At 34.3% G+C, this 17078-nt stretch carries 16 protein-coding genes and 1 riboswitch; of the genes, 14 read left to right on the top strand and 2 right to left on the bottom strand.

Features of this window, described 5'->3' with window-relative positions; all coding sequences use genetic code 11:
- Positions 1-21: 21 nt before the first annotated feature.
- On the top strand, positions 22-984 hold the full coding sequence (gene tsf, locus ACODST_RS00090) for a translation elongation factor Ts (RefSeq protein ID WP_488930082.1): 963 nt from the start codon (positions 22-24) through the stop codon (positions 982-984).
- Between the two features lie 60 nt (positions 985-1044).
- Here the strand turns inward: tsf and ACODST_RS00095 are convergent, their stop codons facing one another.
- Complete coding sequence (locus tag ACODST_RS00095; RefSeq protein ID WP_488930083.1) at positions 1045-3099, bottom strand: M3 family metallopeptidase; 2055 nt, start codon at positions 3097-3099, stop codon at positions 1045-1047.
- Positions 3100-3269: 170 nt separating this feature from the next.
- Between ACODST_RS00095 and ACODST_RS00100 the strand changes: the two genes are divergently transcribed.
- The 13 genes from ACODST_RS00100 (at position 3270) to ACODST_RS00160 (ending at position 16272) form a co-directional block, all read left to right on the top strand.
- The gene (locus ACODST_RS00100; protein WP_488930419.1) at positions 3270-3944 is read left to right on the top strand and encodes a queuosine precursor transporter; all 675 of its coding nucleotides are present in this window, start codon (positions 3270-3272) and stop codon (positions 3942-3944) included.
- 2 nt (positions 3945-3946) lie between these two features.
- Entirely contained in the window at positions 3947-4573 is a 627-nt protein-coding gene (locus ACODST_RS00105; RefSeq protein ID WP_488930084.1) for a hypothetical protein, read from the top strand.
- Entirely contained in the window at positions 4573-5139 is a 567-nt protein-coding gene (locus ACODST_RS00110; protein WP_488930085.1) for a DNA-3-methyladenine glycosylase I, read from the top strand. The genes ACODST_RS00105 and ACODST_RS00110 overlap by 1 nt, the downstream gene beginning before the upstream one ends.
- A gap of 85 nt (positions 5140-5224) precedes the next feature.
- Positions 5225-5321, top strand: a riboswitch (TPP riboswitch).
- 67 nt (positions 5322-5388) lie between these two features.
- On the top strand, positions 5389-5595 hold the full coding sequence (gene thiS, locus ACODST_RS00115) for a sulfur carrier protein ThiS (protein ID WP_488930086.1): 207 nt from the start codon (positions 5389-5391) through the stop codon (positions 5593-5595).
- 145 nt (positions 5596-5740) lie between these two features.
- Complete coding sequence (gene thiC / locus ACODST_RS00120; protein ID WP_488930087.1) at positions 5741-7561, top strand: phosphomethylpyrimidine synthase ThiC; 1821 nt, start codon at positions 5741-5743, stop codon at positions 7559-7561.
- A 39-nt stretch (positions 7562-7600) separates the two neighbouring features.
- A complete protein-coding gene (locus ACODST_RS00125; RefSeq protein ID WP_488930088.1) occupies positions 7601-8212 on the top strand; it encodes a thiamine phosphate synthase in 612 nt (203 codons plus the stop codon).
- Entirely contained in the window at positions 8170-8922 is a 753-nt protein-coding gene (locus tag ACODST_RS00130) for a hydroxymethylpyrimidine/phosphomethylpyrimidine kinase (protein WP_488930089.1), read from the top strand. Before ACODST_RS00125 ends, ACODST_RS00130 begins: the two co-directional genes overlap by 43 nt.
- Positions 8915-9553, top strand: coding sequence for a thiamine phosphate synthase (locus tag ACODST_RS00135; RefSeq protein WP_488930090.1), 639 nt, complete (start codon positions 8915-8917; stop codon positions 9551-9553). Before ACODST_RS00130 ends, ACODST_RS00135 begins: the two co-directional genes overlap by 8 nt.
- Positions 9534-10310 (top strand): thiazole synthase, encoded by a 777-nt coding sequence (locus ACODST_RS00140; RefSeq protein WP_488930091.1) that lies wholly within the window; start codon positions 9534-9536, stop codon positions 10308-10310. Before ACODST_RS00135 ends, ACODST_RS00140 begins: the two co-directional genes overlap by 20 nt.
- 176 nt (positions 10311-10486) lie before the next feature.
- Complete coding sequence (thiH, locus tag ACODST_RS00145; protein ID WP_488930092.1) at positions 10487-11599, top strand: 2-iminoacetate synthase ThiH; 1113 nt, start codon at positions 10487-10489, stop codon at positions 11597-11599.
- 69 nt (positions 11600-11668) lie between these two features.
- Positions 11669-12379, top strand: a complete 711-nt coding sequence (locus tag ACODST_RS00150; RefSeq protein WP_488930093.1) for a HesA/MoeB/ThiF family protein — start codon at positions 11669-11671, stop codon at positions 12377-12379.
- 117 nt (positions 12380-12496) lie between these two features.
- The gene (locus ACODST_RS00155) at positions 12497-14383 is read left to right on the top strand and encodes a DUF3858 domain-containing protein (protein ID WP_488930094.1); all 1887 of its coding nucleotides are present in this window, start codon (positions 12497-12499) and stop codon (positions 14381-14383) included.
- A complete protein-coding gene (locus ACODST_RS00160; RefSeq protein ID WP_488930095.1) occupies positions 14380-16272 on the top strand; it encodes a DUF3857 domain-containing protein in 1893 nt (630 codons plus the stop codon). The genes ACODST_RS00155 and ACODST_RS00160 overlap by 4 nt, the downstream gene beginning before the upstream one ends.
- 10 nt (positions 16273-16282) lie before the next feature.
- Here the strand turns inward: ACODST_RS00160 and ACODST_RS00165 are convergent, their stop codons facing one another.
- Positions 16283-17077 carry an MOSC domain-containing protein gene (locus tag ACODST_RS00165; protein ID WP_488930096.1) on the bottom strand — a complete coding sequence of 265 codons (795 nt, stop codon included), beginning with the start codon at positions 17075-17077 and terminating at the stop codon, positions 16283-16285.
- Between the last annotated feature and the right edge of the window lies 1 nt (position 17078).

Below are 17078 nucleotides of genomic sequence, written 5' to 3' on the forward strand. Positions count from 1 at the left end.
CACATTAAAACTTAAAATATTATGGCAACAATTACTGCTGCAGACGTAAATAAATTAAGACAATCTACAGGTGCCGGAATGATGGACTGTAAAAAAGCTTTAGTTGAAGCGGAAGGAGATTTCGACAAAGCTATACAAATCCTTAGAGAAAAAGGACAAAAAGTTGCTGCTAACCGTTCTGACCGTGAGTCTGCTGAAGGAGCTGCTGTTTCTTTTATCAATGCTGACAACACTAAAGGAGCTATCATCACTTTAAACTGCGAAACTGACTTCGTAGGTAAAAATGAAGCTTTCGTTGCTTTAGCTAAAGATTTAGTTGAAAAAGCAATCAACTTCTCTACTAAAGAAGAATTATTAGCTTCTGATTTCAACGGAATCACTGTTGCTGAGAAATTAATCGAGCAAACTGGTGTTATCGGTGAAAAAATCGAAATCGGTGGTTTCGAAATTTTAGAAGGTGCTTATGTTGGATCTTATGTTCACGTGAACAAAATTGCTGCTTTAACTGCAATTTCTGCTCCGGTTGCTAATGCAGAAGCTTTAACAAAAGATATCTCTATGCAAGTTGCTTCTATGGGAGCTGATACATTATCTTACAAAGATTTTGATCCTGCTTTCGTTGAATCTGAACTTGCTGCTCGTATTGCTGTAATCGAAAAAGACAATGAAGAAGCAAAACGTTTAGGAAAAACTTTAAAAAATGTTCCTAAATACATCTCTTTCTCTCAATTAACTCCTGAAGTTATCAAACAAGCAGAAGAAGATGCTAAAGCTGAATTAAAAGCTGAAGGTAAACCAGAGCAAATCTGGGATAAAATCCTTCCAGGAAAAGTGCAACGTTTCATTTCTGACAACACTACTTTAGATCAGGAAAAAGCATTACTTGATCAAAACTTCATCAAAGATGACAGTAAAAAAGTTGGTGATTACGTTAAAGGATTCAACGTTGAAATTACAGGTTTCAAAAGAGTTACTTTAGGTTAATATATTATTTCAATATTTAAAAAGCCCGAATATTTAGTTATTCGGGCTTTTTTATATGGATTAACTTTCAACCGGAAAATTTCTCGCACGCATCAAAGCATCAGATTTTGGAGCATGTCCTCTAAAATCTTCATACATTTTTTCATTATCGACCGTATTTCCTGCGCTTAGAACAATATCATAAAGGCGTTTGGAAACTTCTTTATCAAAAGGCCCTTTTCCTTCCAAAAATGCTTCATAAGCATCGGCATTGATAACATCAGCCCATAAATAACTATAATAGCCCGCTGCATATCCGTCACTTGAAAAAATATGGGCAAATTGTGGAATTCTGTGTCGCATCACAATCTCTGAAGGCATATTAATTGCTGCCAGAATCTGCTTTTCAAATTGATGCGGATTCACTTTTTCAGTAGTTAAATGCAATTTCATATCCACAAACGAACTTGAAATCGTTTCTACCGTTGCAAAACCTTCATTAAAATTAGCGGCTTGGCCGATTCTTTCCACTAATGATTGAGACAAAGGCTCATTGGTTTTATAATGAAGTGCAAACTTGTTCAGCACTTCCGGAGTAGCCAGCCAATGTTCTAACAATTGAGAAGGAAACTCCACATAATCTCTGGCTACTGAGGTTCCCGATAAACTCGGATACGTCACATTCGAACATAAACCATGCAAAGCGTGACCAAATTCATGAAATAATGTCGTAGCATCATCCCAGGAAATTAAAACAGGATCGTTGGCATTTCCTTTTATAAAATTACAATTGTTCGAAACTATCGGAAGTACATTTCCTTTAATCTTCTGCTGGTCTCTATGTGAATTCATCCAAGCTCCCGAACGTTTCCCTACGCGTGCGTAAGGATCAAAATACCAAAGTCCAATTACTTCTCCAGTATCCTTATGATTAACCTCCCAAACTCGAACATCTGGATGATAAACAGGAACATCAAATAATTGTTTAAAACCAAGACCAAACAACTCTCCTGCTGTCCAAAACATTCCTTCACGCAAATTCTCTAACTGCAGATACTGCTTAATTTCGTTTTGATCTAAGTCATATTTCGCTTTACGGACTTTCTCTGCATAAAAACGATAATCCCAAGGCTGAATTTTAAAATTGCCACCTTCTTTATTCACCAATTCCTGCATAGCCGAAACATCATTTTTAACTTTTTCAACAGCCGGTTTCCATACCGAATGCATTAAATCCAAAGTTTTCTGAGGATCTTTTGCCATTTTATTAGACAAACTCCATTCTGCAAAATTCTTGAATCCTAATATTTTTGCTTTCTTGGCTCTTAATTCTAAAATTGAAACAAGCGTTTCATTTGTATTATTTGAGTTATCATTATCGCCTCTTTTCACAAAAATGTCAAACGCTTTTTCTCTTAAATTTCTTTGATTAGAAAAAGTCAAAAAAGGTTCAATGGAAGATCTGGTGTTTCCAATACAAGCCAAAACATTCAGCTTTCTTTCTTTTGCTTCGGCAATTGCCGCATTTTTAAATTCTTCAGGAAGTCCTTCCAAATCACTTTCTGAATGCAGTTCCAAATACTGATCATTTTCTTCTGCCAGCAATTTTTGACTGAAAAGCGTAAAAAGTCCAGCTAACTCTTGGTTAATATTCGCCACTTCTTTTTTATCATCTTCCTTCAATTCTGCACCTTCACGAACAAAATCAGTATAATACAGCCAAAGCAGACGCTGTTGTTCAGCAGTCAGCTTTTTGCTTTCTTCGGATTTATATAATTCCTCTATTCTTAAAAACAATTTCTCGTTTTGATAGAGTTTATCGCTAATTTCAGCCAATTTTGGAGACATTTCTGTATCTACCACATTAAATTCCGGACTGCTTAAATTTGATCTGTAAATTCCATAGACCGCATGAATTCTATCCAGTTTTTCTCCTGAAAGTTCTAAAACTTTCACTGTATTATCAAAAGTCGGTTTTTCTAAATTGTTCGCAATGGAATCAATTTCTTCCAACTTTTCCTGAATAGCAAATTCAATGGCTGGCTTAAAATCAGCTATTTTATATTTTGTAAAATCCGGTACGCCTCCATAAGGCCCTGACCATTCCTGAAGCAACGGATTAGTTTCTTTTTCCATAATCAAATCATTTTATAAAGTTCCTCCAAACACTTTTCATTAAATAAGAAGCGTCAGAATCTCAAAAGTAACCAATCAAAATCAAACTTCAAATGGATGTTATTTTAAAAATTTACTAATATCTGGTTTTAAAAAATAGCTTAAATTTGAAACTTTATAACCAAAATAACATGTTTAAAACCCGAAGAGAAATTGTATTTGTAATCCTTGCCGGAATATTTATCACAAATGCTGTTGTAGCAGAGCTTATTGGAGGAAAATTAATTCAGGTTGGCCCTTTCGTAATGAGTATAGGAATTCTTCCTTGGCCGATAGTTTTTTTGACTACCGATTTAATTAATGAATATTTTGGCGAAAAAGGAGTAAAAAAACTTTCTTTTATTACAGCCTGTTTAATAGCCTACGCCTTTCTGATTTTGTTTATGGCCATTACCATTCCCGCTGCAAAAGGAATCAGCCCTGTCAATGATGATCAGTTTCAAGCTGTTTTTGGACAGAGTATGTGGATTATTGTCGGAAGTTTAATTGCTTTTATGGCATCGCAGCTTATTGATGTATGGATTTTTTGGTTCTTCAAAAACAGAACAGGAGAAAAGAAAATATGGCTGAGAGCAACTGGCTCTACGGTAATTTCGCAGTTATTTGATTCGTTTATTGTACTTGGAATTGCTTTTTGGCTGCCTGGAAAAATTGATTTTGACACGTTTATCTCTTCAGGATTAATTGGTTATACTTTCAAATTAGCCATTGCGATTTTATTAACTCCTGCTATTTATTTGGGACATCACTTAATTAAAAAGTATTTGGAAAACGATAAGCACCATAAGAATCAGGAACACTTATAAGAATGAAGCATTACAAAATAGTACTATCAATCATTCTTTTAAGTTTTGCAAGTTGTTCCAAAGACGTTAAAAAACAACTATTAGAAGTTACCGATAAGATTACGAATAAAATAGAAACTATCTCAGAAAGCACTGTTGAAACTGTAAATGAGTATAAACAATCCATTGTAGACAAAATCACAATAACTGAAGCAGCTTCTGAAAATGTAAAACCTATAAACGACAGTATTGCAGTAAACACAGAAGCTGAAAATGAAAAGTTCTTAGGAATTACCGCTTTTAAAAAGTTTATAGCCGATTGTAAAACAGGAGAAACTATAACGCAAAAAGAACTCATTGAAAACCACAATATTCCAGCTGACGGAATTAAACTAATAAAAAGCATTACCAAAACCGCAGAAGATGAAATTGAGGTAAAATGGAAATCGACTTGGTTTATCGAAAAGATTTCTGATGCAAAATTTAATGATGCCAAAATTAAATTCAGGTTTGAAGCCAATAAAATATATACTTCCGGAGAAGCTATCGGAATTAAATACAAAAAGAAAGTCTACACTGATTTAATCATCGTTGGAACAAAAGCTTACATACCGAGCGTAAAAGGTTATCACTGGAAAATTGGGAAATAATGGAAGAAAAGATTAGATGTGGCTGGTGCACTTCCAGCGATTTATACAAAAAATACCATGATGAAGAATGGGGAGTTCCGGTTTATGACGACCCTACTTTATTCGAATTTTTAATTCTGGAAACTTTTCAGGCTGGATTAAGCTGGATTACAATTTTAAATAAAAGAGAAAATTTTAGAGCCGCTTTTGATTATTTCGATTACAAAAAAGTAGCTCAATATTCTGAAGAAAAAATCGAAGAGTTAATGCAGAATACCGGCATTATTCGCAATAAACTTAAAATTAAAGCGGCAGTTTCAAATGCACAAGCTTTTATGAAAGTGCAGGAAGAATTTGGAACTTTCTCCGATTATATTTGGAAATATACTAACGGAAAACCTATCATAAATAATCTAAAAACTTCAAAAGATGCTCCGGCTACTACTCCACTTTCAGATGAAATCAGCAAAGATTTGAAAAAAAGAGGATTTAAATTTGTCGGTTCAACTGTTATTTACGCACACATGCAAGCCACTGGAATGGTCAATGATCACACCGAAGATTGTTTTATCCGAAAGGGAAAATAGTCGCAGTTTTTAGTCTTCATTTTCAGTTTTTCAAAAACTTGAAACCTGAAACCTGAAACTTTCAAACAAATTTCATTACATTTGCTTCACACTTTAGGGGTGTCTGCATCACGCAGGCTGAGATTTTACCCTCTGAACCTGATCTAGTTCATACTAGCGTAGGGAAAAGTAAGATGACTTCTTGAACGCATTTCTGTGCGTTATTGCAGCCATTCCTATTGTGTATAACTATACACTAAACTTAAAGGAATGGAACTAAAAATCAATCAACAAACTAAAATTTTCAATGCTGAAACGCTAAGCGTTCAATCATTGCTCGATCTCGAAATTCCGCACAAACAAAACGGAATTGCCGTTGCTGTCAACAATACCGTTGTTCCAAAAACCAATTGGAACGAATTCCTCATACAAGAAACTGACGAAATCCTCATTATTTCTGCTACGCAAGGAGGATAATTTTTCAAATTCCAATTCAAAAAAACAAATTCCAATTACATACTGGACGTAGACGCACTGCAGTGCGTCTCTACAGAAAAACGGTACGAAATAAAAACAATCAGAATCAACTTGAAACTTGAAACCTGAAACAAAATCAACAAAAATGAAAGAAGAACAAATATCCAGAACCCCATTTCCAAATTCTAAAAAGGTTTATATCGACGGAGAAATTCATCCGATAAAAGTCGCTATGCGGGAAATTGCTTTAAGCGATACTAAACTTTCCAACGGTGGCATTGAAAAAAATCCTCCTGTAACGGTTTACGACACTTCTGGGCCTTACACTGATCCAAATATTGAAATCGATATTCGAAAAGGATTACCACGCTTACGCGAAAGCTGGATTCTTGATCGAAATGATGTTGAAATTTTAGATGAAATCACTTCAGATTATGGTCAAAGTCGATTGAAAGATGAAACACTAAATCATCTTCGTTTTGAATATTTGCATCAGCCAAAACGCGCTAAAAAAGGCGCCAACGTAACACAGTTATATTACGCTAAACAGGGAATTATTACGCCAGAAATGGAATACATCGCGATTCGTGAAAATCAGCGTATTGAACTTTTAAACGAGCAGACCAAAGCAATGCAATGTCAACATAACGGACAAAGTTTTGGTGCGAATACTCCAAAAAACAAAATCACTCCTGAATTTGTTCGTTCTGAAGTAGCTTGCGGAAGAGCCATTATTCCAAACAACATCAACCATCCAGAAAGCGAACCAATGATTGTTGGTCGTAACTTTTTGGTAAAAATCAATGCCAATATTGGAAATAGCGCCGTGACTTCAAGCATTGAAGAAGAAGTTGAAAAAGCCGTTTGGGCTTGTCGCTGGGGTGCTGATACAATTATGGACTTATCTACAGGAAAAAACATTCACGAAACCAGAGAATGGATTATTCGAAATTCTCCTGTTCCAATTGGAACTGTCCCTATTTATCAAGCCTTAGAAAAAGTAAAAGGAATTGCCGAAGATTTAACTTGGGAAATTTTCCGAGATACTCTAATTGAACAAGCTGAACAAGGCGTTTCATACTTTACGATCCATGCTGGAGTTTTACTTCGCTATATTCATTTAACTGCAAATCGTGTTACCGGAATCGTTTCGCGAGGTGGATCGATTATGGCAAAATGGTGTTTGTTTCATCATAAAGAAAATTTCTTGTACACCCATTTTGAGGAAATCTGCGAAATCATGAAACAATATGATGTTGCTTTTTCTCTTGGAGACGGTTTGCGTCCGGGTTCAATTGCCGATGCGAATGACGCTGCTCAATTTGCGGAATTAGAAACTTTAGGCGAATTGACAAAAATTGCCTGGAAACATGACGTTCAGGTTTTCATTGAAGGCCCTGGACACGTTCCGATGCACATGATTAAAGAAAACATGGACAAACAATTAGAACATTGCCATGAAGCTCCTTTTTATACTCTTGGCCCTTTAACAACCGATATTGCGCCGGGTTACGATCATATTACATCGGCAATTGGTGCGGCTATGATTGGCTGGTACGGTTGTGCGATGTTGTGTTATGTAACGCCAAAAGAACATCTAGGTTTGCCAAATAAAAAAGACGTGAAAGACGGCGTGATTACCTATAAAATTTCTGCTCATGCTGCCGATTTAGCGAAAGGTCACCCAGGAGCACAATATCGTGATAATGCTTTGAGTAAAGCCCGTTTTGAATTCCGTTGGGAAGATCAGTTTAATTTGGCTTTAGATCCGGATACGGCAAGAGAATTCCATGATGAAACACTTCCTGCAGATGGGGCAAAAGTAGCGCATTTCTGCTCGATGTGCGGGCCTAAATTCTGTTCTATGAAAATATCTCAGGAAATCAGAGATGTCGCTGCTGCAGAAAAAGGAATGCAAGAGAAATCAGAGGAATTTATTGAGCAGGGGAAAGAGATTTATATTTAGTTTTTTTAGAGAATAGAGGAAAGAATATAGAAAAAAGATATGATTTTAATTTCAAATCCTTTTACTGTGGTAAACGAAATCAAGACAATTCATTCTTTGTTTGAGGAAGGATTGTCTCTGCTCCATATTCGGAAACCTGATTTTTCTGAATTGGAAATCGCACAGTTTATTCATCAGATAAAATTGGAATTTAGAGATAAACTTGTCTTGCACAATCATCATCAACTGGCAGAAGACTTCGGAATTAACCGATTTCATTTTTCTGAAAGAGAAAGAAAAAATGATTCAGACATTCCTGCAAGGTTTCCAAAACCTTGTAGGTATAAATCAACATCAACACATTCTATAGAAGATTTTAATTCATTAAAAAATGATTTTGATTATGCTTTTTTAAGTCCTGTTTTTCAAAGTATTTCTAAAGAAAACTATTTGCCGAAAACAGATTTTTTTGAAGCATTAAAATCAAGAATAAATTATAAAACTAAAGTGATTGCTTTAGGCGGAATTGAATCAGAAAACATTCAAAAAGCACTGGAAAGTGGTTTTGATGATGTTGCTCTTTTAGGAGCTATTTGGAACAATGAAAACCCATTTAAAGAATTTAAACTATGTCAGAAAATCGTCCTTTCGTACTTACAATCGCAGGTTTAGATCCGTCTGGTGGTGCTGGGATTTTGGCTGATATCAAAACATTTGAGCAGCATAAAGTCAGCGGTTTTGCCATTGCGACTGCTAACACAATTCAGACAGAAAATGAGTTTCATAAAATAGAATGGGTTAATATCAATTTTGTAATTCAATCTATTGAGGTTTTGTTTGAAAACTATAAAATCAGCGCAGTTAAAATCGGAATTGTGCCGTCGTTTTCATATTTAAACCGAATTCTTTCGACTATAAAATTAGCTTCTCCAAATACAAAAATTGTTTGGGATCCGGTTTTAAAATCAACTACCGAATTTGATTTTTTAAACATTGAAGATCATTCAGATTTGACTAAAATTTTATCAAAAATCGATTTGATTACACCCAATTATATAGAAATCGAACAACTGCTTCCTGGTTTTATAAAAAACAATCTTTGGATTGAAAACGAAATTTCAACAGCCATTTTGCTAAAAGGCGGACATAATTTAAATGAAATTGGAAAAGATCAATTGTTTTTGAAAAATAAAATTACAGATCTGTTTCCATCAGAAAAAGACTGTACTGAAAAACACGGTTCCGGCTGTGTACTTTCTGCTGCAATTGCTTCGAATTTAGCATTAAATCAACCTCTAGAATTGGCTTGTAAAAATGCAAAAACTTACATCGAAAAATACCTGAGTTCAACATCAACCTTAATTGGATATCACTATGTATAACAAACTGCAATATATTTCACAGGGAAATACAATAGAAGAACAATTGTATAATATCCGTCAGGCTTTAGATGCCGGCTGTGACTGGATTCAAATGCGTTTTAAAAACCAAAGCAAAAAAAACAGTTTTGTTTTGGGTGAAGCCGTAAAACTTTTATGTGAAGAATATCTCGTCACTTATATTATAAATGATGATTTACAACTTGCCAAACAAATTGATGCAGACGGAGTTCATCTCGGTTTAACCGACACCAAAATTGATGAAGCCCGAGCGATTTTAGGGACAGAAAAAATCATTGGAGGAACTGCAAATACCTTTGAAGACATTCAGAATCATGTTAAAAATGGTTGCGATTATATCGGATTAGGGCCTTTTCGTTTTACAGCCACAAAAGAAAAATTAAGCCCAATTTTAGGGCTGTCCGGTTATTTTGATATTCTTCAGAAAATGAAAAAAACCAAAATTGAGATTCCCGTTTATGCTATTGGAGGCATTACATTGAGAGATGTAAATCCGTTGATGGAAACTGGAATTTATGGAATTGCAGTTTCTGGAATCATCACAGAAAGTACTGAAAAAGATCAATTAATTCAACAATTAAACGAAAAATTATATGCAAAAGTCATTGTTTAATCTTGGAGATAAAAGCTTCAAATCCCGTTTGTTTTTAGGAACGGGAAAATTTGGTTCGAATGAAGAAATGGAAAGCGCCATTTTAGCCTCAGAAAGCGAATTGGTTACAGTTGCATTAAAACGCGTTGATCTAGAAACCGATACTGATGCGATTTTATCTCATTTAAAACATCCAAATATTAATTTGTTACCCAATACTTCTGGCGCAAGAAATGCCAAAGAAGCTGTTTTTGCTGCACAATTGGCTCGCGAAGCCTTAGAAACCAATTGGGTCAAACTAGAAATCCATCCGGATCCAAAATACTTGATGCCGGATCCTATTGAAACTTTAAAAGCAACGGAAGAATTAGCCAAATTAGGTTTCATTGTTTTGCCTTATATTCATGCTGATCCTGTTTTGTGCAAACATTTGGAAAGTGCAGGAACAGCAGCAGTTATGCCTTTGGGTTCGCCAATTGGAAGCAACAAAGGTTTAAAAACTATCGATTTCTTAGAAATTATAATTGAACAAAGTAACGTTCCAGTTATTGTCGATGCGGGAATCGGTGCTCCTTCTGATGCAGCAAAAGCAATGGAAATTGGTGCCGATGCGGTTTTGGTAAATACTGCAATTGCGGTTGCCGGAAATCCTAAATTAATGGCTGAAGCTTTTAAGGAAGCTGTTATTGCCGGAAGAAAAGCTTTTGAAGCCCGAATTGCTAATCAGCAGAACTTTGCTTCTGCATCTAGCCCGCTTACATCATTTTTATATGACTAAATAATTTAACCGCAAAGTTCGCAAAGTTTTTTCGCAAAGCACACAAAGTACAATAAATTTTTTAGCCCAAAAAAGAGCACAAAGCTTAGCGGACTTCGTCTCTCAAATAAGAACTTAAAGCTTAGCGAACTTTGCGAAAAAACTTTGCGCGCTTTGCGGTAAAACTCACATTCAGAATGAAAACATTCAAATCCATTTTTGAGCAATATAACTGGGATGAAATTCAATCCAGAATATACCAAACCACATCAAAAGATGTCGAACGAACTTTGGCTAAAACCAAATACAACCTTGATGATTTTTTGATATTAATCTCTCCTGTTGCCCAAAATTATTTAGAACAAATGGCGCAGAAATGCCATGAAATCACTAAAAAGCGTTTCGGAAAAACCATCCAAATGTATGCACCTTTATATTTAAGCAACGAATGCCAAAATATCTGTACCTATTGCGGATTTAGTCTCGACAACAAAATCAAACGAAAAACATTGACTGATTCTGAAATAAAATTAGAAGTCGAAGCACTAAAAAACACAGGTTTTGACCATGTTTTATTAGTAACCGGCGAAGCAAATTATACCGTAAACATCAATTATTTCCTGAATGCCATTAATTTGATTAAAAACGATTTTTCAATTATTTCTGTTGAAGTGCAACCACTTTCTTTGGAAGATTATGAACGTTTACATCATGCCGGAGTGTATTCCGTTTTGGTTTATCAGGAAACGTATCATCAGGAAGTTTACAAAAAGTATCATACTAAAGGGAAGAAATCAAATTTTGATTATCGATTAGAAACTCCGGATAGAATAGGTTCAGCCGGAATACATAAAATTGGTTTGGGTGTTTTATTAGGTTTGGAAGATTGGCGGACAGACAGTTTCTTCAATGCCTTGCATTTAGATTATCTTCAGAAAAAATATTGGCAGACGAAATATTCCGTTTCATTTCCACGTCTGCGTCCGGCTGAAGGAATCATCGAACCGAATTTTATTATGGATGATAAAGATTTGACACAATTAATTTGCGCTTACAGATTGTGGAATGAAGATTTAGAAATTTCGATTTCAACAAGAGAAAACGAGAAATTCAGAAACAATATTATCCCGATTGGCGTGACTAGTATGAGTGCTGGTTCCAAAACAAACCCGGGCGGTTATGTGGTTGATCCGCAGTCTTTGGAACAATTCGAAATCAGCGATGAACGTTCAGCCGAAGAAATTTCAAAAATCATAAAAAATGCAGGCTACGAACCTGTCTGGAAAGATTGGACAAAAGCATTTGTTTAAATTCCAATTTAAAAATTCCAAATTCCAACATCAATCTAAAATCTAAAATCAGAAATCTAAAATTAAAAAATGAGCATTATACAAGAATTCCTTCGTTACAACAGACAAACTATTCTGCCTGAAATTGGCGATGAAGGTCAGGAAAAACTAAAAAAAGCAAGAGTTTTAGTAATTGGAGCCGGTGGGTTGGGCTGTCCCATTTTACAATATATTGCAACTGCCGGTGTTGGTTTTATCGGAATTATGGATTTTGATACTATAGAAATTCACAATCTCCACAGACAGGTTTTATATACCGAAAATGAAATTGGAAAACAAAAATCAATTGCTGCCAGAGAAGTTGTTTCGAAACTAAATCCGTTAATTGAAGCTGTTGCAATTAATGAAAAACTTACTATTGAAAATGCTTCAAAAATTATTCAACAATATGATATTGTGGTGGATGGTTCAGACAATTTTACAACACGTTATCTGGTCAACGACACTTGTGTAAAACTTGGAAAACCTTTGGTTTATGGAAGTATTTTAAAATTTGAAGGCCAGATAGCCGTTTTTAATCATAATGGAAGTAAAAACCTTCGCGATTTATTTCCTGAAATGCCTGATCCAAAAGAGGTTCCAAATTGCAATCTGAATGGTGTTTTAGGAACTTTGCCCGGAATTATCGGTAATATTATGGCGCATGAAACCTTAAAACTGATTTTAGAATTAGCTACTTTAAAAAATGAAATAATAATCTTCAATACTTTAAACTGGAATTTTACAAAGCTGAATTTCTAGTCATAAAAATCATTTAAGTTAATTACGAAATACTTGAAACAGTTTCTGTTTTAGTAGAATTAATTTGTTAATATTGCCATAAAATTCAGCTTAAAAAGTTGCAAATTATATTCTTAAATGATTAAAATTTTTCGTTCCCTATTTCTTCTTTTCCTTCTGGTTTATACTGCGGGTACTGCTCAGAGTACAAAGCAAAAATCGTATATCACCGAAAAGAAAGATCTTTATGAAATTACTGTAAAAAATAATTTCCCTTCAGTTATTCTTTCTTCAACAGAAAAAAAATGGATTGGCGATAAAGATGACAAATCTGTTTCAGCAAACCGGATCACCTACTCAGATGCTTTTGAAAAAGTGTATGATATTGAAGCCTATAGTATTGCACCGGGAGGTAAAAAACAAAAAATAGGATATATAGGAACCGAAAACCGTGATATAGGTGAAATATTTGTTCATGATATGAAATTCAAATATTACACCTTCTTAAATCTTGAAGAAGGTTCTCAAACTTATTCTTTCTACAAAAAAGAATATAAAAAACCTCAGTTTTTAGACAGTTACTATTTTAAAGATTATCTGGAGTGTAAATCATCTCAAATTGTACTGAAAGTTTCAAAAGATATAGAAATCGGCTATGTGATTCAGGGAAATACCAGCAATGAAACGATTGAGTTTAAAAAGGAAACCGAAGGAAATTTCACGATTTACTCATGGCAGATGTTAAATACAGAAAAAGAAGAAAAGGAAAATAATGCTCCTCATTTTTCTTATTATAGTCCGCATGTTATTTTTTATATTAAAAACTATAAAAATGCTTCAGGAACACAAAATGTCGTTGGAACTCTGGACAATCTTTATCATTTTTATGCTGAAACCATTAAAGATATTAACAAGCAGGATCAAACTCTGGTAAAAGAAAAAACCACGGAGCTTGTTACCGGCCTTAAAACAGACTCTGAAAAAGCCAAAGCTCTTTTTGATTATGTTCAAAGTAAAATAAATTATGTTGCTTTTGAAGACGGAATGGGCGGATATATTCCGAGAGAAGCGGCCTCTGTATTGCAAAAAAAATACGGAGACTGTAAAGACATGGCTAACTTACTGAACGAAATGCTGCATTATGCAGGTATCGAATCTAATATTGCGTGGATTGGAACTCGTCATAATAATTATACTTATGAGAATGTTCCGAGTCCGATTGTAGACAATCACATGATTACTATTGCCAGAATTAACAATCAGGATGTTTTTCTGGATGCCACAGGCCAGTATTCCCTTTTTCCAAATGCAACCTCTTTTATACAAGGAAAAGAAGCTCTGGTAAAAGTAAATAACGAAGAATACAGACTAATCAGGGTTCCCGTTATTTCTTCTGATCAAAACAAAACAAACGGCAGAATCAAAATAAAATTTAACTCCAATTCTTTAACAGGACAAGCTGATTTTAATTTAAACGGATTTCTAAAAACACAGTTTCTCAGTGTCTATAAATCAACCGCTGACAAAAATGAAATGTTAAGAGATTACTTCGCCCGTTTCATTCAGAACATACAAACATCTGATGCAGCGATTACAAATGATGACTTATCGCAAAATCCTCTTGACATTCAATACCAGTTTGAACTAAACAAATGGGTTAAACAAACAGACAATCAGTTACTATTTAAACCTATTTTATTTTTTCCTTATTCTGATGCAAGAATTAATACCGAAAAAAGAAAAACACCTTTAGAAAACGATTTTAAGAAATCATTCTTCTTTGAATATGAATTTTCAGTTCCTGAAGGATATGCTGTAGATTTTCTTCCTGAAAACTTTAATTTCAGCAATGACTTTTTTCAGGCCTCTATCAGCTACAAAAAAGTTAATAACACTATCATTATAGAGCAAAAAATGGCCATGAATGTATTATTAGTCGAAAAAGCCAATTTTGAAATCTGGAATACTGCAATCAAAAATATTACAAAACAATACAATCAAAATATTATCCTTGCCAAAAAATGAAAAAACTAATTTTATTTACAATCCTTTTACTCAATCAGTTTGCTTTCTCACAGAAAGAAGAGGTAAAAAACTATACATGGGATGAAACACCCAAATTCAAAGAAATTCCGGCTGAATTCAGCACTTATCCGGCTGTTGTATTAAAAGACTACAGACTTTTTGAAAACAGAGTGGGAAGCTACACTTATAAAGCTTTTATCGTAAAACATCAGGCTATAAAAATTTTATCTGAAGCAGGAATCAACGAATATAATAAAGTAGCCATAAACAACCGTTATGTAAGGGATTACAGGGATCTGAGAGTTCGTGTAATTAAACCTGACGGGAAAATTGAAGAGCTTCCTAAAGAAAAAATTATCGAGAAAGAAGGAACCAGTGAAAAACAATTCGTTTTTGAAGGGGTTGAAAAAGGAGATATTATCGAGTATTTTTATGTGATTAAAGACTATCCGGATTTTAACGGTTCAGAATATTTCCAAAGAGATATTCCGGTACTTGACGCTAAATTTCAAATCAATAAAATTCCACAAGCCAGAACTTATACAGCGGCTTATAACGGAATGATTAATGAAAGTGCCGGCGATATTACTATTTATACGGCTAAAAATTTACCGGCCTATAAGTTTGAAAGAAATGCTGCAAATCTGGCAAATCTGGCAAAGGTGTACTACTTTGTTGATACCGCCCGAAATTATGATTATGTAAACTTCTACAATTCTCTTTACAGTTTTGCTGATGGTGTTAATGCCAAATCCATGATTAAAGGCTTTATTGCAGATTTTAAGCTTAATGACCCTGCACTTAGTACAGATGAAAAAATAAAAATCATGGATATATTTTTGAAAGAAAATATAGAAATAGATAAGCAATATAGTTACAAAAAAGTAATCGAAACCAAAAAAATGACTCCCAGAATGGTTTTATACTTTTATAAAGACGTACTGGATTATCTTAAAATTAAATATCAGTTTACAGCTTCTACAGATAAATTTGATGATAAATTTGACAGCAAAAATGTTATTCCCGAAGCTTTATCAGAACTTTTAATCTATATTCCTGAAACCAAAAAATACCTTTCTCCTTTTCTCTACTGGATGCCTTATGGCCAGCCCAATGCTGCTGCTGTAAACAATGAAGCTGTTTACTTTGATCAGGAACCACGTCAGCAGGTTACCTACGAATTTAAAAAGATCGAAAATGTTCTAATGGATGACAACGTTACAGAAGCCACCAGCGACATCACAATTGACGAGGATATGGAAACCGTTCTAGTCAATAAAAAAAGTACTTATACAGGATATCTTGCTGCTTACTTCAGATATGCCGTAAAGCATATCTCACAGGAAAAAATAAATGATTTTGTTAAAAACAACACATTTAGCGAAGTAGATGCTGAACTTCAAAAATATGTTTTTGAAAACAAAGAATACAAAAACAATTATGAACCTGAAAAGCCTTTTATTATCAACAGTGAAATAAAAGTTAAAGAATCATGGATCGAAAATGCCGGTAAAAACAATCTGATAGCTATTGGAAAAGTGTTGGGAAAACAAAAAAGTTTACATCAGGAAACCACCAGAATAAATCCTGTTGTATTGTCGTATCCAAAGAAAAACATAAACCACATTAATTTAACAATTCCGGCAGGCTATGACGTTAAAAACGTTTCTAATCTGGCTTTCAGCAAACAAATTAAAAATGATAATAATGAGGTTATCGGGGTATTTAAATCAAGTGCCGTGGTTGAAGGAAATATAGTCAAAATAGCCGTTGAAGAATCCTATAATTTTACTTACTTAGAAAAGGAAAAATACAATGAATACAGAGATCTTGTGGATGCTTTGTATGATTTCAACAATGTTTCACTGCTTTTAACAAAAACCAATTAGGTCATTTTTTTTAAAAGATGAATTCATCTCCAACGTTAATAATTCCGGAATTTAAACTCACAATATTAGTCCCAAATAAAACGGAGTTATTAACGTTTCTATAAGTGCTTAATGTCTTTAAAGGTTCTTTTTTTAGACGTCCGTTTTCCGGGTCATTGTTAACCATAATACATCTTTCGCAGGGTTTTATATTTCGAAACTGAACTCCTCCTATTTTGAAAGCTGTAAAATCGTCTTCTTCGTGAGCGTTTTTGGTACTTACGACAATGTTGGGACGAAATCTTTTGACGGTGATTTTCTCTTCTAATTTTCCATTTAAGAGATCAAGGCTTTCTGTTCCGATTAATAAATACGGATAACCATCTGCCAGACTCACATTAAAAGTCTCCTTTAATCTGGAACTTTCATGTTTACGAGCTCCGTTTTTAAGTATTTTGACCAATTTACATTCAAACCCCAAATGCCGGCTGAACCATTTTGAAGTTTCCGGATTTACCTCAGCCACTTCGCTTTTATCATCCCAGACATTTACTTCGATGGTATTTTCTAAAGATTCATCAATAGAAAATTCATGCTTTTGATCCTGAAAAGTAATACTGATTTTCCCCTCTGAAATCTGCGGATAAAACTGACTCATGATACGATGTTCTCTCTGTGTCAGCATTTGATTTTCAGCATCAATCAACATCCATCTGCGGTCGTTTTCAAATCCCATTTCTTCCGCCTTGGCGGATTGAATACTAATTCCGGCAAGGCTTTTAATTGGATAAATATAAATTTCTGTTACAACATGAATCGTACTCATC

Source organism: Flavobacterium sp. FG19, from assembly GCF_057809475.1.